Source organism: Streptomyces sp. NPDC021622, from assembly GCF_040640795.1.
Lineage (GTDB): Bacteria > Actinomycetota > Actinomycetes > Streptomycetales > Streptomycetaceae > Streptomyces.
Genome location: NZ_JBFACK010000008.1, coordinates 164298 through 183898 on the forward strand (window position 1 = coordinate 164298; position 19601 = coordinate 183898).

The window sequence follows — 19601 nt, forward strand, 5'->3', positions numbered from 1 at the left end:
TAGGTGGCACGGGTCGAGTGGCGCGGGCAAACCCGAAAATCCCGTCCAGTTTCCGGCAAAGGGATCGTGCGTTACGACGCTCCCAGGTGTCCACTGGAGGTGGACAGCAAGACGTGTCCAGCCGACAAGAGGAGCTGGCATGAGTGAGATCGCAGGTACCGGCCACCACACGACGGCGACTGGCGTTGCCCACGAGTCGTACGCATTCGCCTGCATGCGCTGCGGGCACGGCTGGGAACAGTCGTACGAGATCGAGCATCACGTCGACGCCAAGGGCAAGGAGTTCGTCCTTTACGTGGCGGACGGCCGGCATGTGCCGTCGCCGCTGTCCAGGCCGACCTGCCTGAACTGCGGCGGTCATGTGGTGCGGATCATGCGGGCCGGGCAGGTTTCGTCGGTGCTCGATCTGATCCAGCGGTCTCACGCGCCGAGGGCGGCGCACAAGGAGCCGGAGGAGCCGGACGCGGCGGAGGCGGCCGGTGAGCCCAAGCACCACCACCACTGGCACCTGTCGGCGCTCCTTCACCCCTTCCACCACCGCAAGGCGGGATGACACCCCGCTGCACAGGATCGGGCCCTTCGTAGGATCGGGGCATGCCTTCCAACGACGCCGACTCCAAGAACGCCGCGCCGCCGCTGCCCGAACCGCTGCGGGTACCGGTCGCCGACTCCCACACCCACCTCGACATGCAGTCGGGCACGGTGGACGAGGGGCTCGCCAAGGCCGCGGCGGTCGGCGTGACGACGGTGGTGCAGGTCGGCTGCGACGTGGCGGGGTCGCGCTGGGCCGCCGAGACGGCCGCCGCATACGCCGCCGTGCACGCCACGGTCGCCCTGCACCCCAACGAGGCGCCCCGCATCGTGCACGGAGACCCCGACGGATGGTCGCGGCAGGGCGCGCGCGAGGCGGGCGGCGAGGCGGCGCTCGACGCCGCCCTCGCCGAGATCGACCGCCTGGCCGCACTGGAGCACGTCAAGGGCGTGGGCGAGACCGGCCTCGACTACTTCCGCACGGGGCCCGAGGGCAAGGCGGCCCAGGAGCGGTCCTTCCGCGCCCACATCGAGATCGCCAAGCGGCACGGCAAGGCCCTGGTCATCCACGATCGCGAGGCCCACGACGATGTGCTGCGCGTCCTGAAGGAGGAGGGCGCCCCCGAGCGCACCGTCTTCCACTGCTACTCCGGCGACGCGGAGATGGCCCAAGTGTGCGCGGAGCACGGCTACTTCATGTCCTTCGCAGGCAACATGACCTTCAAGAACGCGCAGGGTCTGCGGGACGCCCTGGCCGTCGCCCCGCTGGAACTCGTCCTGGTGGAGACCGACGCCCCGTTCCTGACGCCCGCCCCCTACCGCGGACGGCCTAACGCTCCGTATCTCATTCCGGTCACATTGCGGGCCATGGCCGAGGTGCGGGGCATCGGCGAGGACGCCATGGCCGAGGCGATCTCCGCGAACACCGCGCGCGCCTTTGATTACTGATCGATAACGCCCAAAGCCCCATAGTTCAGGGCAGTGTGGCGACACTGCGTAGCCATGGTGCTTTGGAGAGTGACGATCGCTCCGCTAGGTTCTGTCCGCCTCGCCCGATCCGGACCAGAACCGTGGAGCGTCGTCGTGAGTCAAGCGCAGTACGGGACGTCTCACTTCCCCCGGCAGTCCACCGGGCCCGAGCCCGTCGACGCCCCGCGCCCCGATGACTTCCTGCGCCCCGATGACTCTCCGCGCCCCGTCGGCGGCCGGGCCCAGGCCCGGCGGGCCGCACGGCGCAGGAAGAGCGGCCCGGAGCTGCCCGACTCGCTGCGGCGGCTGCTGCCGCAGGCCCTCGTGGTGGCCTTCCTCGCCGGCGGCACCTCCGCGTTCGTCGCCAACGACAAGGCCGTGCAGCTCACCGTCGACGGCAAGGCGCGCACCCTGCACACCTTCGCCGACGACGTGGGCGAGCTCCTGGAGGACGAGGGCGTGGACTTCGGCGCCCACGACATCGTGGCGCCGAACGCGAACGCCACCCTGGCCAGCGGCGACGAGATCGCCATCCGCTACGGCCGGCCCGTCGAGCTCACCCTCGACGGCGAGCGGCGCGAGGTGTGGACGACGGCGCGCACGGTGGACGGCGCGCTGCGCCAGCTCGGCGTGCGCGCAGAGGGCTCCTATCTGTCGGCATCGCGCAGCAAGCGCATCGACCGGGGCGGCCTCGACCTCGACGTACGGACCGAGCGCACCGTGACGGTCATGGCGGACGGGCGCGAGCGCACCATCCGTACGAACGCGGCGACCGTGCGCGAGGCGGTCGAGGAGTCCGGCGTCAGCCTGCACGGCCAGGACACCACCTCCGTCGCGCCCGACAGCTTTCCGCGCGACGGCCAGACGATCACCGTGATGCGGATCTCCGGGCGCAAGGAGGTGCGCGAGGAGCCGATCCCCTTCGACGTGCAGCGCACCGAGGACCCGACGCTCTTCAGCGGTACGGAGGTCGTCGAGCGCCCGGGGCATCAGGGCACCCGGCGGGCCACCTACGCCCTGCGGACCGTCAACGGCGTCAAGCAGAAGCCGCGCCGGGTGAAGTCCGAGGTGGTGCGCGAGCCCCAGACACGGATCGTGAAGGTCGGCACCAAGCCGCCGCCGGACTCGGTGTCGGGCGCGGACGGCCTGAACTGGGGCAGGCTCGCCCAGTGCGAGTCGGGCGGCCGCCCGAACGCGGTGGACGGCTCCGGCAACTACGGCGGCCTCTACCAGTTCGACACCCGGACCTGGCAGAGCCTCGGCGGCAAGGGCCGCCCTCAGGACGCTCCGGCGAAGGAACAGACGTACCGAGCGAAGAAGCTGTACGTCCAGCGCGGGGCGAGCCCGTGGCCACATTGCGGCTCGCGCCTGTAGCCACCCTCGCTGTGGGCAGGCGTTCCGCAGGGCAATCGGGTGGGTGGGCGGGAAAGGCCTGTTCGTCAGCCCGACGCTGCGGGCCCCGTAACCTGGGAAGGTGAGCACAGACCCCAGCAGCCTCCTCGGCGCCGCCGACATCCGCGAGCTGGCCGCAGCTTTGGGCGTACGCCCGACAAAGCAGCGCGGCCAGAACTTCGTCATCGACGCCAACACCGTCCGCCGCATCGTCCGCACCGCGGATGTCGGCCCCGAGGACAACGTCGTAGAGGTCGGCCCCGGACTCGGCTCCCTGACCCTCGCTCTCCTGGACACCGCCGCGCACGTCACCGCGGTGGAGATCGACGACGTCCTGGCCGGCGCCCTGCCCGCCACCATCGAGGCCCGCCTCCCCGCGAAGGCGAACTCCTTCGCGCTGGTGCACAGCGACGCCATGCTGGTGCGCGAGCTGCCGGGCCCCGCCCCGACCGCACTGGTCGCGAACCTCCCGTACAACGTGGCCGTCCCCGTACTGCTGCACATGCTCGACACCTTCCCGACCATCGAGCGCACGCTCGTCATGGTGCAGGCCGAGGTCGCCGACCGCCTCGCCGCCGCCCCCGGCTCGAAGGTGTACGGAGTGCCGTCCGTGAAGGCCAACTGGTACGCCGACGTGAAGCGCGCCGGGTCCATCGGCCGCAATGTCTTCTGGCCCGCGCCGAACGTCGACTCCGGGCTCGTCTCGCTGGTGCGGCGGGCCGAGCCGGTCAAGACCACGGCATCGAAGCGCGAGGTGTTCGCCGTCGTCGACGCCGCCTTCGCCCAGCGCAGGAAGACGCTGCGGGCCGCGCTGTCCGGCTGGGCCGGTTCCGCGGCCGCCGCGGAGGCCGCGCTCGTCGCCGCCGGGGTCTCCCCGCAGGCGCGCGGCGAGGCGCTCACGGTGGAGGAGTTCGCGCGCATCGCCGAGCACAAGGAGGCCGGCGCGTGAGCGTGACCGTACGGGTTCCCGCGAAGGTCAACGTCCAGCTCGCGGTGGGCGCCGCGCGCGCGGACGGCTTCCACGACCTCGCCAATGTCTTCCTCGCCGTCGGCCTCTACGACGAGGTCACGGTCACGCCCGCGGACGAGCTGCGGGTGACGTGCGAGGGCCCCGGCTCCGATCAAGTGCCGTTGGATCGTACGAACTTGGCGGCGCGGGCGGCGGAACTGCTCGCCGCCCGGTACGGGATCGCGCCCGACGTGCACATCCACATCGCCAAGGACATCCCCGTCGCCGGCGGCATGGCGGGCGGCAGCGCGGACGGCGCGGGCGCGCTCGTGGCGTGCGACGCGCTGTGGGGTACGGGTGCCCCGCGGGGTGAACTCCTCGACATCTGCGCCGAGTTGGGCAGCGACGTGCCGTTCAGCCTGGTGGGCGGGGCGGCGCTCGGGACGGGGCGCGGGGAGAAGCTGGAGCCGCTCGAGGTCGGGGGCGCCTTCCACTGGGTGTTCGCCGTCGCCGACGGAGGGCTCTCGACCCCGGCCGTGTACCGCGAGTTCGACCGGCTGACCCCGGTCGCGCCGGACCCCGAGGCGTCCCCGGTGCTGCTCGACGCACTGCGTACGGGCGATGTGGCGGGGCTCGCCGCGAGCATGGTCAACGACCTTCAGCCCGCGGCCCTTTCGCTCTTCCCGTCCCTCAAGGACACCCTCGCGGCAGGCACCGCCGCGGGCGCGCTCGCGGCGCTTGTCTCCGGCTCCGGGCCGACGACGGCGTTCCTCGCCGATGACGCGGACGCGGCGCGGCGCGTCGCCGACGCCCTGCTGGCGTCCGGCACCTGCCGGGCGGCGCGGGTCGCGGATTCGCCCGCGCAGGGTGCCGTGCTGGTCTGAGGTACTCAGACGCGGATCTGAGTACGGGCACCCTGATGCGGGGCGGTCGCCGCGCGCGACCGTACCCGTATGGGATCAAGCGTTCGCGAACTGGCCGAGAAGACGCCCGCCGGGCGTGACCGGTACATCGACCTGCTGCGGGTCGCCTCGCTCGGCACGGTCGTCATCGGGCACTGGCTGATGGCCGCCGTGACCGTCGGCGACGACGGCGGGACCGAGGTCGGCAACCTCCTCGCCGTGGTGCCGGACCTGCAGATCCTCACCTGGGTGCTGCAGATCATGCCGGTGTTCTTCTTCGTCGGCGGCTTCTCGCACGCCCTGTCGTACCGCTCGCTGAGCCGCAAGGCCCCGGAGGGCGGTTCGGTCTACTCGGCGTTCCTGCGGGCGCGCCTGCAGCGGCTGCTCCGGCCGACGATGGTGTTCATAGGTGTGTGGGGCGCGGCCGCGCTGCTTCTCCAACTCGTCGGCGAAGGCGGGGCGTTGCTCGACGTGACGCTGCGGCTCGTCGCCCAGCCGCTGTGGTTCATCGGCATCTACCTGGCGATGGTCGCGTTCACCCCGCCGCTGCTGAGGCTCCATGAGCGGTACGGGTGGGGCGCGTTCGGCGGGCTCGTGCTCGCCGCGGGCGCGGTGGACGCGGCGCGGTTCGCCTTCGGCGTGCCGTACGTCGAGTTCCTGAACTTCGCCTTCGTCTGGCTCGCGGTGCACCAGCTCGGTTTCCTGCGGGCGGACGGGAGGCTGCGGATGCCGTCCGCGCTGGCAGGGGCGGGCCTCGTGGGCGCCTCGCTGCTTGTGGCCTTCGGCCCGTATCCGCTCTCCATGGTCGGCATGCCCGGCGAGCGCGTCTCGAACATGGCCCCGCCGACCTTCGCCCTGCTCTGCCACGGGATGTGGCTGGTCGGCGCGGTGGAGCTGCTGCGGGGGCCCGCGACGCGGTGGCTCGCGCGGCCTCGGGTGTGGCGGGGCGTGGTGACGGCGAACGGCATCTCCATGACGGCCTTCCTGTGGCATCTCACGGCGATGCTCGGTGTGTACGGGATGCTGCTCGCCCTCGACGTGCCGCTGCCGGAGCCGGCGACGGGGGCGTGGTGGGCGCAGGTTCCTTTGCGGATGGCTGCTGCGGGAGTGCTGACCGGGGTCCTGGTCGCCGCGTTCCGCCGCTTCGAACGGCCGGGAGCGCCCCGGGAGTTGACCCCGGCCCCGGGTTCGGGCCCGGCGGCCGCCGTGGGGGTCACGCTGTGCCTCTTCGGGGTCCTCGGCCTCTCGATGGTCGGCTTCGGGGGGCTTCTGGAGGGGCGTACGGCGATGCTGGTCGCGGTGCGGGTGACGGCGCCGGTGGCGGTGGGGATGGCGTTGGCGGGGTGGGTGCTGGTGGAGCGGGCGGGGCGTTCTCTTTCCCCTACCCCGCCCCTTCCCGAACTTTCCGGCTCCGCCGGCCGGGGTGACCGCTGATCACCGGCTCCGCCGAGTTCGTCCTCAAACGCCGGACGGGCTAAATCTCACGGCGCTGATCGCCTAACCTGATCGCTCGACGAGCGCACGGAACACCCGTTCCGCACAGCCGAGTTGAGATCGGGGGGCGGGGGAAATGAACTGCACGCGCTGCCAAACGACACCGCTTGGCACCGACGGGCGCTGCCCGCAGTGCGATGGAGCCCCGGCGCGTAAACCGTGGGAAGCGCCGGACACGGTCCCGGAAACCCCGGCCGCCGCCACTCCGCCCCCGCCCGCCGCATCCCCACCCCCGCCGGCCGCACCGCCCGGCCCGCCCGGAAGCCACCCGGGCCACCCCGGATACCCGCCTCCGCCCGGCACCCCGTACCCCGGCTACTACGTCCCGATCCCGCCCCGTCCCACCCCGGCCGGAGGCCTCGGTACCGCCGCCTCGATACTTCTCGGCGGTGTCGCGGGGCTCGCCCTGCTGCGGCTCGTCGCCGACTTCGATCTCTACGGGGACCTCGGCCGCGCCTGGCTGCTCTACTACGACGACGACTTCGGGGAGTTCTGGGGCGTCACCGTCATCCTGCTCGGCATCGGCTTCCTCGCCGCCATCCCCGTCTTCCTGACCTGGTTCCACCGGGTGCGGATGAACGCGGAGGTGCTCGCGCCGGGACGGCACCGGCAGTCGCCCGGCATGGCGATCGGCGCGTGGTTCATCCCGGTGGCCAACTGGTGGATCCCCAAGCAGATCACCGACGACATCATCGCGGCGAGCGAGCCGCCGGGCACGCCGCATCCGCCGGCGGGACCGTACGGCTACGGCCCGCAGCCCTATCGACCCGGAAACGGCACCGTCACCGCCTGGTGGATCACCTGGGTCGCGTCCAGCGTCACCAGCGCGCTCGGCTGGATGCTGCTCTCCGCCGCGGACGACGGCGATGTCGGGCAGGCAAGGACCGCCGTGCTGATGTTCGTCCTCTCCGACCTGACCCTGATCGCCGCCGGGATCTGCGGCCTCATGGCGGTCCGCCTGATCAGCACCGCGCAGGACGTACGGCTGGGATTCGCCCGCCCCGGAATGCCGGGTACGCCGATGCCTCCGCACCGGCCGCCGGGCTGGTAGCCGCTGTCTCCGACTACGCTGGGAGATCGATCGATCCCCCTTACCTGGAGCGTTAATGGCCGTCAATCTGGTCAATGTCGAGGCAGTCAGCAAGGTGTACGGCACCCGTGCCCTGCTCGACGGTGTCTCCCTCGGCGTGTCCGAGGGGGACCGGATCGGCGTCGTGGGGCGCAACGGAGACGGGAAGACGACCCTCATCCGGATGCTCGCCAAGCTGGAGGAGGCCGACACCGGGCGGGTCACGCACAACGGCGGGCTTCAGCTGGGCGTGCTGACCCAGCACGACTCGCTGGACCCCGAGGCCACCGTGCGGCACGAGGTCATCGGTGACCTCGCCGATCACGAGTGGGCGGGCAACGCCAAGATCCGTGACGTACTGACCGGCCTCTTCGGCGGCCTTGAGATGCCTGGCTTCCCGCAGGGGCTCGACACCGTCATCGGGCCGCTCTCCGGTGGCGAGCGGCGGCGCATCGCGCTCGCGAAGCTGCTCATCGGCGAGCCCGACCTGATCGTGCTCGACGAGCCGACCAACCACCTGGACGTCGAGGGCATCGCCTGGCTCGCCGAGCATCTGCGGACGCGGCGCTCGGCGCTCGTCTGCGTCACGCACGACCGCTGGTTCCTCGACCAGGTGTGCACGCGCATGTGGGACGTACAGAGCGGGTCCGTCTATGAGTACGAGGGCGGGTACTCCGACTATGTCTTCGCGCGTGCCGAGCGTGAGCGCATCGCGGCCACCGAGGAGACCAAGCGGAAGAACCTGATGCGCAAGGAGCTGGCCTGGCTGCGGCGCGGGGCGCCCGCCCGCACCAGCAAGCCGCGGTTCCGCATCGAGGCCGCCAATGAGCTGATCGCCGATGTGCCGCCGCCGCGCGACACCAGCGAGCTGATGAAGTTCGCGACGACGCGGCTCGGCAAGACCGTCTTCGACCTGGAGGACGTGACCGTCCAGGCCGGGCCGAAGGTGCTGCTGAAGCATCTGACCTGGCAGCTCGGTCCGGGCGACCGTATCGGTCTGGTCGGCGTGAACGGCGCGGGCAAGACCTCGCTGCTGCGGGCGATGGCCCAGGCCTCGACCTCCGACGGCGATGTGCAGCCCGAGGGCGGCCGGGTCGTGGTCGGCAAGACCGTGAAGCTGGCCTATCTCTCACAGGAGGTGGCCGAGCTCAGCCCGACGCTGCGGGTCCTTCAGGCCGTGCAGCAGGTGCGCGAGCGCGTCGACCTCGGCAAGGGCCGGGAGATGACCGCGGGGCAGCTCTGCGAGACGTTCGGCTTCAACAAGGAGAAGCAGTGGACGCCGGTCGGTGATCTGTCCGGTGGCGAGCGGCGCAGGCTTCAGCTGCTTCGCCTCCTGATGGACGAGCCGAACGTCCTCTTCCTCGACGAGCCGACCAACGACCTCGACATCGAGACGCTGACTCAGCTTGAGGATGTTCTCGACGGGTGGCCGGGGTCGATGGTCGTGATCTCCCACGACCGGTTCTTCCTGGAGCGCACCACCGACAAGGTGTTCGCACTTCTGGGTGACGCCACGATGCGGATGCTGCCGCGCGGCATCGACGAGTATCTGGAGCGCCGCAAGCGGATGGCGGACGCCGCCGTCCCCGCGGCCCCCGCCGCCGCGTCCGCCGCACCGGCCGCCGCGCAGAAGACCGTCTCCTCCGCGGACGCCCGCGCCGCCAAGAAGGAACTCCAGAAGATCGAGCGGCAGCTGGACAAGATGTCCACGAAGGAGACTTGGCTGCACGCGCAGATCGCAGATAACGCCACGAACTTCGAAAAGGTGGCTGAACTGGACGCCCAGCTTCGTGAACTCATCGGCGAGCGCGACGAGTTGGAGATGCGCTGGCTCGAGCTGGCGGAGGACGCGTAGAGGTCTCGTAACAGACGCATCACGGGCCGGTCCTCCCTTGGGAACAGGGGGCGGACCGGTCAGGTGTGCTAGTGGTGCAGGGTGATAGAAAGGTCGGCCTGAGCACCACTTGGCGTGCCGAAAAATCAGTGAAGGGGGAAGCGCTGATGACTCAGCCGCCCAACCAGCCGCCGTCCGGCGGTTTCGGAGCTCCGCAGGATCCGCAGCAGGGAGCCGCTCCGCAGCCACCGGGCCAGCCGCCGCAGGCGCCCGGCCAGCCGCCGCAGGCCCCGCCGACTCCGCCCGCGGGGCAGCCCGGTTACGGCTATCCGCAGACGCCGCCCGCGACCCAGCCCGGCTACGGCTATCCGCAACAGCCCGGCCAGCCCGGACCGTACAACCAGCCGGGCCCTTACGGCCAGCCCACGCAGCCGGGCCCCTACAGCCCGCCGCAGCAGTCGGGCCCCTACGGATACCCGCAGACGCAGCCGCAGTTCCCCGGCGCCCCGGGTGCTCCCGGCACCCCGCCCGACGGCGGAAGCAAGAACCCCTTCAAGGGCAAGCCGGGTCTGATCGTGGCCGCAGTTGCCGCCGCGGCGCTCGTCATCGGCGGTGTCGCCTGGGCGGTTGTCGGCGGTGACGACGACGGCAAGAAGAAGAAGCCGACGGCCGGCAAGAGCGACGACCCCAAGCCCACCGGCTCGGCCCCCGTCAACCCCGGCACCGGCGACGGCGACGGCGGCGAGGAGCAGGAAGACCTCAACGCGGGCCGCCAGCCCGGCGAGTCGAAGGTGCTCTGGTACAAGGAAGCGCCCAAGGTGCCCGGTTCGGGCGCCGACGCCAACGGCATGTGGGTCAAGGACGACATCGCCGTCAAGGCCGCGTTCAAGGAGCTCAACGCCTACAACGTCGAGACGGGCAAGGCCGCGTGGCCCACGATCAAGTTCCCGCAGAAGATCTGTGGCACGACCCCGACGCCCACGGCCGACGGCAAGATCGTCGTCGCGTACAAGGACGGGATCAAGGACAACGCCAAGTGCAGCCAGATGCAGGTCGTCGACCTGAAGACGGGTGACAAGGGCTGGCAGAAGCCGGTCGAGGAGGAAGGTCTCTTCGACTTCGCCAGCAACGCCGACCTCTCCATCACCGGTGACACGCTGATGGTCGGCCGCTCCCAGTCCGGCACGGCCCTGCGGATGAGCGACGGCAAGAAGCTCTTCGTCTCCGACAAGAAGGACGAGGGCACCTGCTTCCCGAGCGGCTTCGCCGGCGGCAAGAAGATGCTCCGCGCCCTGTCCTGCGGCGCCGGCTCCGACACGGAGCACGACGAGCTGCAGCAGATCGACCCGAAGACCGGCAAGGCCGTCTGGACGAAGAAGTTCCCCAAGGGCTGGAAGGTCGGCCGGATCTACTCCGAGAGCCCCACGGTCGTCTACCTCTCCAACGAGGACAAGAAGCAGTGGAACATCACCACGCTGAAGCCCAACAGCAGCGAAACCCGCTCTGAGGTCAGCGTCGACGAGAAGTTCGCACCGGAGTGCGGCGGTTCGACGTTCCTCGGCGGCAGCCTGCAGGGCTGCCTGGGCGCGACGGTCGACGACAAGAACCTCTACCTGCCGACCGAGGCGAGCTCCGGTGCCAACGAGGTCGTCGCGATCAGCCTCTCCACCGGCAAGGAGGCCTGGCGCACGAAGTCTCCGCTGGAGGAATCGATGCTGCCGATGAAGGCCGAGGGCGGTTCGCTCATCGCCTACGTCAACCCGTCGTACGACGCCGGTGGTCAGATCGTCTCGATCTCGACGTCGGGCTCGCACACGCCCAAGACGCTCCTGAAGAACCCGGAAGGGACCTCGGAGATCGAGAACGGCTTCTTCTCGAAGGACGTCGACTACGTGGACGGACGCTTCTACATCTCCACCACGCGGCTCTCGGGCAGCACTCAGGGCCAGGAGAAGCTGATGCTGGCCTACGGAAAGTAGTCCTCTCCGCCGTCCGGTCATCCTCCCGCCCACGCCTCACGCCGCAAGCTTCTCGCCTCAAGGAAAAGACGTCATGACGCAGCCCCCACCGCCCAACGAGCCCCCGCAGGGCGGGTTCGGCGCCCCCCAGGACCCGCCGCCCGCCGGTTTCGGCAAGGCCCCCGAGCCGAACCCGAACCCGGGTTACGGCTACCCGCAGGCGCCCGGCACCCCGCCGCCCGCCCAGCCGCCGACGCCGCCCCCGCCGCCGCAGGGCCAGCCGCCGCAGGGCCAGCCCAACTACGGCTACCCGCAGGCCCCCGGCACCCCGCCCCCCGGCCAGCCCCAGGGCTACGGCTACCCGGGGCAGCCCGGCCAGCCGGGTCAGCCGTACGGCCAGCAGCCTCCGTACGGCGCCTACCAGCAGCAGCCCCCGACCATGCCGATGGCCCCGCAGCCGGGCTCTCCCGGCGGGTCCGGCGGTGGCGGGCTCAGCGGCCAGATGAAGATCATCATCGGCGCGGTGGTCGCGATCGCCCTGATCGTCGGCGGCGGTGTCTTCTACGCCACGACGTCCGGCAAGGACGACACCGAGGCCAGCTCCGAGGGCTCGTCCGGCGGCAAGGGCGGCGACGGGGAGAAGAAGGGCGGCGGCGGCTCGGCCCAGGGCGGCCCGGGCAAGGAGAAGGTCCCGGCCAACACCGCGGGCAAGATCGTCATGCAGCTCCCGCAGCCCGAGGTGCCCAAGGACGACGTCTGGAGCATCAAGGGCTCCTGGCTCACCGAAGGCGTCTACGCCAAGGCGGGCGTCAACAAGATCGTCGGCTATGACTCGGCCACCGGCAAGGAGCTGTGGACGCGTCCGCTCAAGGGCCAGACGTGCGCCGCCTCGCCCGAGATCACCAAGGACGGCGTCGCCGCCGTCGCGTACGAAGAGGCCAAGCGGAACAAGTCGGGCGACCACGAGACCTGCTCGCAGATCTCCGGGATCGACCTGAAGAACGGCGAGCTGCTCTGGACGGAGGAGGTCAAGGAGGGCAGCTCGGCGGCGCGCGTCGAGGAGCTCACCATCAGCGGCAGCACCGTCGCGGTCGGCACCAGCGCGGGCGGCGCGGCCTTCGGCGCCGCGAACGGCGACCACCTGTGGGAGCCGGAGGTGGGCAGCAAGTGCCAGGACGAGGGCTACGCGGGCGGCGAGCAGCTGGTCGCGGTGCGCAAGTGCGGTGACTACGACGACGAGAAGCTGAGCATCGAGCTGCTCAACTCGAAGTCCGGCGATGCCGAGTGGACCTACCCGGTGACGCCGGGCGTCGACAACGCCAAGATCATCTCGACGAACCCGGTGGTCTACGGCCAGGACACCCAGGAGATCACCTCCAGCGGTGCCACGGACGTCTTCTCGCTCGACGACGGAGGCAAGCTGCGCGCCAAGATCTCGCTGCCCGACGGCAAGTACGACCACAACTGCGAGGTCAACGTCGTACACGACTGCACCTCGATCGCCGTCGGCAACGACAAGCTGTACGTCCCGACCCGCCAGCACGACGGCGGCGGTGACGGCTACAGCCAGACCAACGAGATCATCGCCTTCTCTCTGGCCACCGGCAAGACCACCGGCGACCGCGCCGACGCGGGCGAGGACGGCGAGATGTTCCCGATCCGGATGGACGGCGGCAACATCCTGGCGTACAAGGACGGCGGCTACAACAAGGGCTCCCAGGTCGTCTCCATCGACGGCAAGACGATGAAGGAGACCAAGCTCCTGGAGACCCCGGCGGCCGAGGCCGTCGGCAGCGCGATCAGCAGCATGGTCCCGAAGTCGAACGAACTCCTTTACGGCGACGGCAAGTTGTTCCTCGGCAAGGAACTGATCAGCAAGCCGTACTCGAAGGACGAGAAGGAGTACACGGCGCTCGGCTTCGTCGCCGAGTAGGCGGACCGGATCCGCAGGCCCGCGCCGCGCGTGTGACACCGGACGGCCCCGTTCCCCTTGTGGAGCGGGGCCGTTCCGTATTCCCGTGCGCGGCTTCCGTACGCACGTACCCCGAATCACCCACTCATGGCCGGGATTTCCGCATTCCGGGCCGCTTCTCGCCGGTAGGGGGCGCGCAACGTCGAACAAGCGTGTAGCTTCCGGGGGATGAGTGGGTGCGGGGCCGGGGGGCTCTCGATCCGTGGGGGATCAGTGGGGATAAGTGGGGGGTTGCTCTATGGGTGTGCGGCTCATGGTGGTCGACGATCACCGACTGCTCGCCGAGGCGCTCGCCTCGGCGCTGAAACTGCGCGGGCACCGGGTGCTCGCCGCGGCGGCGCCCGCCGCCGGCGCGGCGGAACTGGTCATCAGCCGGGCCCCAGAGGTCTGCCTCCTCGGCACGGCGACGCCCGCGGAGGCCGGCATGTTCGACCCGGTGGTGAAGATCAAGCGGGAGCGTCCGCAGGTCGCGGTGGTGGTGCTCGGCCCGGTGCCGAGCCCGCGCGGCATCGCGGCGGCGTTCGCCGCGGGCGCCTCCGGTTACGTACGTCATGACGAGCGCATCGAGGGCGTCGAACGGGCCATCATGAAGGCGAGAGCGGGCGAGGCGGCCGTCGCGCCGCAGCTGCTCCAGGGCGCCTTCAGCGAGCTGCTCAATCCGGCGGCGCAGCCCGACGACGAGGGGCAGCGCCTGCTTCAGATGCTGACGCCGCGCGAGGTCGAGGTCCTGGTGCGGGTCGCGGACGGCGAGGACACCCGCCTGATCGCCGCCGGGATGGGCATCGCGCCGAGCACCGCGCGGACGCATGTGCAGCGGGTCCTGATGAAACTGGGCGTCGGGTCACGTCTTGAGGCCGCGGCGCTCGCCGCGCGGACCGGCCTCCTCGACCGCGCGGAACGGCCGGTGTCGGCCTACGCCGACGATGTGGAGAAGCCGACGGAGCCCGAGTCACCGTCACAGTGAACCCGGGCCCCGGTCAGGGGTGTTACTCGTCCTCCGGCTCCTGGGCGGGATGCACCGCGGGGCGCAGCCAGAGCCAGCCGAGGAAGAAGAGCCCGAGCGCCAGCATGGCCAGGCCCGTCCACAGGTTGATGCTGATGCCCTCGGCCTTGTCCATGTCGGCGTCGGACGGTGATATCCCGGCGATCGTCACGATGACGCCGTACACGACGAACAGGCCGCCGATGATGCGCCGGATGTCGAAGAGACGGGCCGCCGTGGCGGACTTGCGCTCCAGCTCGGAGACTTCGTTCTGCAGTTCAGACATGATCTTCCAGACCTCCGATCGGGATTAGAGCGAGTACGGCAGGTAGCAGGCCGCCGCGAGCACGATGGCGCCCCAGCCGAGCAGCGCGGGCTTGCGGTACCAGGCGTCGTCGCCCTCGGCGGGCGGCTCCTCGATGCCCGGCGCGGTCGTCCCGTACACCAGACCGGCCAGTTCGGCCTCCGGCTTGGGCGCGGTGAAGAGCGTGACGACGACCATCACCACGGCGCCGGCGACGAAGCCGACGATCGCAGAGACGAAGTTGGCGCCCTGGTCGGTCGGGATGTCGATGACCCCCTGCTTGTAGATCCAGAAGTAGTTGACCATCGCGGCGGTGGTGCCCGCGACCAGGCCCCACACACCGGACTTCATCGAGGCGCGCTTCCAGAACATGCCGATGATGAAGACCACGAACATCGGGACGTTGAAGAAGGAGAACAGCGTCTGCAGGTATCCCATGATGTTCGAGAACGAGGAGGCGATGAAGGCCGTGCCGATGGAGGCGATGACACCGATCGCCGTGATGACCCGGCCGAACTTCAGGTAGTAGCCGTCCTCGCGGCCCTTGACCACGTACTTGGCCCAGATGTCGTACGTGAACACGGTGTTGAAGGACGACACGTTCGCCGCCATGCCCGCCATGAACGCGGCGAGCAGTCCGGTCACCGCGATGCCGAGCACGCCGTTGGGCAGCAACTCCTGCATCAGGTACGGGATCGCGTCGTTGTACGTCAGATCCGAGCCCGCCGTGCCGATCTTCGGGACGAGTACGGCGGCGACCAGGCCCGGGATCATCACCAGGAAGACGATGAAGATCTTCGGGAAGGCGGCGATCAGCGGGGTGCGCTGGGCGGCGGAGAGGTTCTTCGCGGACAGGGCGCGCTGCACCTCGGCGAAGTTGGTCGTCCAGTAGCCGAAGGAGAGCACGAAGCCGAGGCCGAGGATGATCGTGAGCCAGTTCGCGCCGAGCGGGTTGGGGTCACCGATGCCGGTGCCGCCCCATGCGGTCATGAAGTTCTCGCCGTGCGACTCCTCGAGCGATGAGCTCAGACCGTCCCAGCCGCCGACCTTCTTCAGGCCGATGACGCAGATCGGGATCAGCGCGGCGAGGATCACGAAGAACTGGAGCACCTCGTTGTAGATCGCCGAGGAGAGGCCGCCGATGGTGATGTACGCCAGGACGAAGAACCCGGCGACGACGATCGCCACCCACTGCGGCCAGCCGAGCAGTGCCTCGACGACGATCGACAGGGCGTAGAGGTTCACGCCCGCGATGAGTATCGCCGCGAACGCGAAGAGCACCGAGCTGAGCAGGTGCGCCGACTTGTCGAAGCGCTGGAGCAGGAACTCCGGGACCGAGCGGACCTTCGACCGGTAGTAGAACGGCATCATCACGAGGCCGAGGAAGACCATCGCGGGGATGGCGCCGATCCAGTACCAGTGCACGACGGCGACGCCGTACTGGGCGCCGGTGGCCGCCATGCCCAGGATCTCGGTGGCGCCGAGGTTCGCTGCGACGAAGGCGAGGCCGGTGACCCAGGCGGGCAGCGAGCGGCCCGAGAGGAAGAAGTCGAGGCTGGTCTTCACGGAGCGCCGGGCGGCGAAGCCGATCCCGAGGACCACGGCGAAGTAGATCGCGAGGATCGCGTAGTCGAGGCCGTTGGTGGGCAGCCGAAGCCCCTCGGCCAGGGTTTGTGTGGGGGACTGCATAGGTGAACTCGCTTCGTTGCGCGAACGGATCAGACCGGAACCTACGCCTCTCGCTTCAATAACTGAACAGTTCTGTTGGTGTTCTTTGTTGGATTGTGATCGGACGCATAGGCTGCGCCCAGTTCCGGCCCGTACCCACCCGTTCCAGCCCGTGCTGGAACGGTCACGCCGCGGCATTGACGTTGCTGTTGCCTTGTGGTTTGTTGTGTGCGGTTATGTTTGATGGGTGTTGGTGAGGAGCCCCGGACGTGAAGAAGACCTCGACCCGTCTCGCAGACGGTCGTGAGCTCATCTACTACGACTCGCGCGACGACGCGGTGCGCGATGCCATCGACCGCAGGCCCCTGGACCCCATCTCCACCACCTCGGAGATCCGGCGCGACCCGCTGCTCGGCGACGCCGTCGCCATCGCCTCGCACCGCCAGGGCCGCACCTACCACCCGCCGGCCGACGAATGCCCGCTCTGCCCCTCCCGGGGCGAGCGGCTGAGCGAGGTCCCCGACTCCTCGTACGACGTCGTGGTCTTCGAGAACCGCTTCCCCTCGCTCGCCGGCGACGCGGGCCGCTGCGAGGTCGTCTGCTTCACCTCCGACCACGACGCGTCCTTCGCCGACCTCACCGAGGTGCAGGCCGGACTCGTCCTTGAGGCCTGGACCGACCGCACCGCCGAGCTCTCCCACCTGCCCTCCGTCGAGCAGGTGTTCTGCTTCGAGAACCGCGGCGCCGAGATCGGCGTGACCCTCGGCCACCCGCACGGCCAGATCTACGCCTATCCCTTCACCACTCCGCGTACGTCACTGATGCTGACGTCGCTCGCCGCGCACAAGGAGGCGACGGGCCGCAATCTCTTCGACGACGTCGTCGCCGACGAGCAGGCCGGCGAGCGGGTGGTCCTGGATGCCGAACACTGGGTCGCGTTCGTCCCCCACAGCGCGCACTGGCCGTACGAGGTGCACCTCTACCCCAAGCGCCGGGTGCCCGACCTGCTCGGGCTCGACGAGGCCGCGCGCACAGAATTCCCCCAGGTCTATCTGGAACTCTTGAGGCGCTTCGACCGGATCTTCGGCGAAGGTGAACAGCCGACTCCGTACATCGCGGCCTGGCACCAGGCGCCCTTCGGCCCGCTGGAGGGACATGTCGGGGTCAACCGGGACGACTTCGCCCTCCACCTCGAGCTTTTCACCATTCGCCGCACTTCGGGCAAGCTGAAGTTCCTCGCGGGTTCCGAATCCGGCATGAGCGTGTTCATCAACGACGTGCCGCCGGAAGCCGCGGCCCAGCGACTGCGAGAGGTAGCGAGTTCATGAGCGGTAAGTACCTGGTCACCGGCGGTGCGGGCTATGTGGGCAGTGTGGTGGCCCAGCACCTGCTCGAAGCCGGCCACGAGGTGACGGTCCTCGACAACCTCTCGACCGGCTTCCGCGAGGGCGTCCCGGCGGGCGCGAACTTCATCGAGGGCGACATCCGCGATGCCGCCAAGTGGCTGGACTCCTCCTACGACGCGGTGCTGCACTTCGCCGCGTTCTCGCAGGTCGGCGAGTCCGTCGTGAAGCCCGAGAAGTACTGGGACAACAACGTCGGCGGCACGATGGCGCTGCTCGCCGCGATGCGTTCCTCCGATGTCCGCAAGCTGGTGTTCTCCTCCACCGCCGCGACGTACGGCGAGCCGGTCAGCACCCCCATCACGGAGACCGACCCGACGGCGCCCACTTCTCCGTACGGTGCGTCCAAGCTCGCCGTCGACCACATGATCACGGGTGAGGCCGTGGCGCACGGCCTGGGAGCTGTCTCGCTGCGCTACTTCAACGTGGCGGGCGCGTACGGCGCCCACGGCGAGCGGCACGACCCCGAGTCGCACCTCATCCCGCTGGTTCTCCAGGTCGCCCAGGGCAAGCGCGAGGCGATCTCCGTCTTCGGCGACGACTACCCGACCCCGGACGGGACGTGTGTGCGCGACTACATCCACGTCGCTGACCTCGCCCAGGCGCACCTCCTCGCGGTCGACGCTGCCACCCCCGGCGAGCACCTGATCTGCAACCTCGGCAACGGCAACGGCTTCTCCGTACGCGAAGTCATCGAAACCGTCCGCCAGGTCACCGGCCACCCGATCCCCGAGGTCATGGCCCCGCGCCGCGGCGGCGACCCGGCGGTCCTCGTCGCATCCGCGGCCACCGCGCGGCAGCGGCTCGGCTGGAATCCGACCCGCGCGGACCTCGCGGGCATCGTCGCGGACGCGTGGGCGTTCGCTCAGCGGTAACTGGGGACAAGGGGTAACTCATGGACGTAGCGGGGCAGTTCACGGAGCTTTACGGGTACGCGCCCGACGGGGTCTGGTCGGCGCCGGGGCGGGTCAACCTGATCGGCGAGTACACCGACTTCAACGAGGGCTTCGTGATGCCGCTCGCGCTGCCGCACACCGCGGTGGCGGCGGTGGCGCGCCGCACCGACGGCGTCCTGCGGCTCCACTCGGCGGACATCGACGCCCCGGTGGCCGAACTGCGCGTCGACGAGCTGACCCCACTCTCGAAATACGGGCAGGGCGGCTGGGCCGCCTACCCGGCGGGCGTGGTGTGGGCGCTGCGGGACGCGGGTCACGCGGTGTCCGGCGGCGCGGACATCCACCTGGCCTCGACGGTGCCGACGGGTGCGGGCCTCTCCTCGTCCGCAGCGCTGGAGGTCGTCACGGCCCTCGCCCTGAACGACCTGTACGAACTCGGCCTGCCCCGCCCCGAGTTGGCGGTCCTCGCCCAGCGCGCCGAGAACGCCTTCGTCGGCGTCCCCTGCGGTGTCATGGACCAGATGGCATCGGCGTGCGCCACGGCAGGACACGCCCTGCACCTGGACTGCCGGGACCTGTCGATACGTCAGATCCCCTTCGACCTCGCCGCACAGGGCCTGCAGCTCCTGGTGGTCGACACACGGGTCAAGCACGAGCTGGGAGACGGTGCGTACGCCGAGCGGCGGGCGGGCTGCGAGGAGGGTGCGGCCATCCTCGGGGTGTCCCACCTCCGCGATGTCGCGTACGCCGAACTCCCTTCCGCGCTGGCCCGGCTGACGGACGAAAAGATCGGCCGCTACGTCCGCCACATCGTCTCGGACGACCACCGCGTCGAGCAGGTCATCGCCCTGCTCGACGCCGGCGACGTACGCGCGATCGGCCCCGTCCTGACCGAGGGCCACGCCTCGCTCCGCGACGACCTGCGCATCTCCTGCGAGGAGTTGGACCTGGTGGTCGCCACCGCGAACGCCTCCGGAGCGATCGGCGCCCGGATGACGGGCGGCGGCTTCGGCGGCTCGGCGATCGTCCTGGTGGAGGAGCCGGACGCGGAGTCGGTCACGAAGTCCGTCCAGGAGGCGTTCGCCACGGCGGGCTTCACGGCTCCGAGGGTGTTCCCGGCGGTGCCATCGGCGGGGGCGCGGCGCGTGGCGTGATCGGTCCGTGCGGATCCGGCCGTGGGTTCCTTGCGCGGCGCCCGCAGCCGGTCACCCGTTGTGATGACGATCAGCGGAACCGGCCGTTACCGTTGTGGGGCAGGCCGAGAATCCCGTCCATGGG

The 19601-nt window shown here is 70.1% G+C and carries 16 protein-coding genes; 14 read left to right on the top strand and 2 right to left on the bottom strand.

What is annotated here, in order from left to right; genetic code table 11:
* Window positions 1-139 precede the first annotated feature (139 nt).
* From AB0G47_RS18060 to AB0G47_RS18110, 11 genes are all read left to right on the top strand, one after another.
* Window positions 140-553, top strand: a complete 414-nt coding sequence (locus AB0G47_RS18060; protein WP_360770409.1) for a hypothetical protein — start codon at window positions 140-142, stop codon at window positions 551-553.
* 41 nt (window positions 554-594) lie between these two features.
* Entirely contained in the window at window positions 595-1479 is an 885-nt protein-coding gene (locus AB0G47_RS18065; protein ID WP_360770412.1) for a TatD family hydrolase, read from the top strand.
* Between the two features lie 135 nt (window positions 1480-1614).
* Window positions 1615-2874 carry a ubiquitin-like domain-containing protein gene (locus AB0G47_RS18070; protein WP_360770415.1) on the top strand — a complete coding sequence of 420 codons (1260 nt, stop codon included), beginning with the start codon at window positions 1615-1617 and terminating at the stop codon, window positions 2872-2874.
* Between the two features lie 100 nt (window positions 2875-2974).
* Window positions 2975-3841, top strand: coding sequence for a 16S rRNA (adenine(1518)-N(6)/adenine(1519)-N(6))-dimethyltransferase RsmA (gene rsmA, locus AB0G47_RS18075; RefSeq protein WP_360770417.1), 867 nt, complete (start codon window positions 2975-2977; stop codon window positions 3839-3841).
* Window positions 3838-4725 carry a 4-(cytidine 5'-diphospho)-2-C-methyl-D-erythritol kinase gene (locus AB0G47_RS18080; RefSeq protein ID WP_360770420.1) on the top strand — a complete coding sequence of 296 codons (888 nt, stop codon included), beginning with the start codon at window positions 3838-3840 and terminating at the stop codon, window positions 4723-4725. Before rsmA ends, AB0G47_RS18080 begins: the two co-directional genes overlap by 4 nt.
* A 69-nt stretch (window positions 4726-4794) precedes the next feature.
* A complete protein-coding gene (locus AB0G47_RS18085) occupies window positions 4795-6177 on the top strand; it encodes an acyltransferase (RefSeq protein WP_360770423.1) in 1383 nt (460 codons plus the stop codon).
* Window positions 6178-6313: 136 nt separating this feature from the next.
* Window positions 6314-7288, top strand: a complete 975-nt coding sequence (locus AB0G47_RS18090) for a DUF4328 domain-containing protein (RefSeq protein WP_360770426.1) — start codon at window positions 6314-6316, stop codon at window positions 7286-7288.
* 55 nt (window positions 7289-7343) lie between these two features.
* Window positions 7344-9161 (top strand): ABC-F family ATP-binding cassette domain-containing protein, encoded by a 1818-nt coding sequence (locus AB0G47_RS18095; protein ID WP_360770428.1) that lies wholly within the window; start codon window positions 7344-7346, stop codon window positions 9159-9161.
* Window positions 9162-9307: 146 nt separating this feature from the next.
* Complete coding sequence (locus tag AB0G47_RS18100) at window positions 9308-11119, top strand: PQQ-binding-like beta-propeller repeat protein (RefSeq protein ID WP_360770431.1); 1812 nt, start codon at window positions 9308-9310, stop codon at window positions 11117-11119.
* Between the two features lie 73 nt (window positions 11120-11192).
* Window positions 11193-13031, top strand: a complete 1839-nt coding sequence (locus AB0G47_RS18105) for a PQQ-binding-like beta-propeller repeat protein (RefSeq protein ID WP_360770434.1) — start codon at window positions 11193-11195, stop codon at window positions 13029-13031.
* A gap of 277 nt (window positions 13032-13308) precedes the next feature.
* Window positions 13309-14034 (top strand): LuxR C-terminal-related transcriptional regulator, encoded by a 726-nt coding sequence (locus AB0G47_RS18110; RefSeq protein WP_360770437.1) that lies wholly within the window; start codon window positions 13309-13311, stop codon window positions 14032-14034.
* A gap of 22 nt (window positions 14035-14056) precedes the next feature.
* On the opposite strand, the gene AB0G47_RS18115 is transcribed toward AB0G47_RS18110, so the two are convergent.
* Window positions 14057-14338: a hypothetical protein gene (locus AB0G47_RS18115; protein ID WP_360770439.1), complete on the bottom strand. Its 282-nt coding sequence runs from the start codon at window positions 14336-14338 to the stop codon at window positions 14057-14059.
* A 24-nt stretch (window positions 14339-14362) separates the two neighbouring features.
* Window positions 14363-16045, bottom strand: coding sequence for a sodium:solute symporter family protein (locus AB0G47_RS18120; protein WP_360770441.1), 1683 nt, complete (start codon window positions 16043-16045; stop codon window positions 14363-14365).
* A gap of 248 nt (window positions 16046-16293) precedes the next feature.
* On the opposite strand from AB0G47_RS18120, the gene galT reads away from it, so the two are divergent.
* From galT to galK, 3 genes are read left to right on the top strand one after another with little or no spacing between them, the layout of a single operon-like run.
* Entirely contained in the window at window positions 16294-17352 is a 1059-nt protein-coding gene (gene galT, locus AB0G47_RS18125; RefSeq protein WP_360770444.1) for a galactose-1-phosphate uridylyltransferase, read from the top strand.
* Entirely contained in the window at window positions 17349-18302 is a 954-nt protein-coding gene (gene galE / locus AB0G47_RS18130) for a UDP-glucose 4-epimerase GalE (RefSeq protein ID WP_360770447.1), read from the top strand. Before galT ends, galE begins: the two co-directional genes overlap by 4 nt.
* Before the next feature lie 20 nt (window positions 18303-18322).
* Window positions 18323-19477, top strand: coding sequence for a galactokinase (galK, locus tag AB0G47_RS18135; protein ID WP_360770451.1), 1155 nt, complete (start codon window positions 18323-18325; stop codon window positions 19475-19477).
* Window positions 19478-19601: the final 124 nt, after the last annotated feature.

What these genes read in the sequence shown, in the direction of transcription:
- AB0G47_RS18060 (WP_360770409.1), top strand. Translation starts at nt 140, where the DNA reads ATGAGTGAGATCGCAGGTACCGGCCACCACACGACGGCGACTGGCGTT.
- AB0G47_RS18065 (WP_360770412.1), top strand. Translation starts at nt 595, where the DNA reads ATGCCTTCCAACGACGCCGACTCCAAGAACGCCGCGCCGCCGCTGCCC.
- AB0G47_RS18085 (WP_360770423.1), top strand. Translation starts at nt 4,795, where the DNA reads ATGGGATCAAGCGTTCGCGAACTGGCCGAGAAGACGCCCGCCGGGCGT.
- AB0G47_RS18090 (WP_360770426.1), top strand. Translation starts at nt 6,314, where the DNA reads ATGAACTGCACGCGCTGCCAAACGACACCGCTTGGCACCGACGGGCGC.
- AB0G47_RS18095 (WP_360770428.1), top strand. Translation starts at nt 7,344, where the DNA reads ATGGCCGTCAATCTGGTCAATGTCGAGGCAGTCAGCAAGGTGTACGGC.
- AB0G47_RS18100 (WP_360770431.1), top strand. Translation starts at nt 9,308, where the DNA reads ATGACTCAGCCGCCCAACCAGCCGCCGTCCGGCGGTTTCGGAGCTCCG.
- AB0G47_RS18105 (WP_360770434.1), top strand. Translation starts at nt 11,193, where the DNA reads ATGACGCAGCCCCCACCGCCCAACGAGCCCCCGCAGGGCGGGTTCGGC.
- AB0G47_RS18110 (WP_360770437.1), top strand. Translation starts at nt 13,309, where the DNA reads ATGGGTGTGCGGCTCATGGTGGTCGACGATCACCGACTGCTCGCCGAG.
- AB0G47_RS18115 (WP_360770439.1), bottom strand. Translation starts at nt 14,338, where the DNA reads ATGTCTGAACTGCAGAACGAAGTCTCCGAGCTGGAGCGCAAGTCCGCC.
- AB0G47_RS18120 (WP_360770441.1), bottom strand. Translation starts at nt 16,045, where the DNA reads ATGCAGTCCCCCACACAAACCCTGGCCGAGGGGCTTCGGCTGCCCACC.
- galE (WP_360770447.1), top strand. Translation starts at nt 17,349, where the DNA reads ATGAGCGGTAAGTACCTGGTCACCGGCGGTGCGGGCTATGTGGGCAGT.
- galK (WP_360770451.1), top strand. Translation starts at nt 18,323, where the DNA reads ATGGACGTAGCGGGGCAGTTCACGGAGCTTTACGGGTACGCGCCCGAC.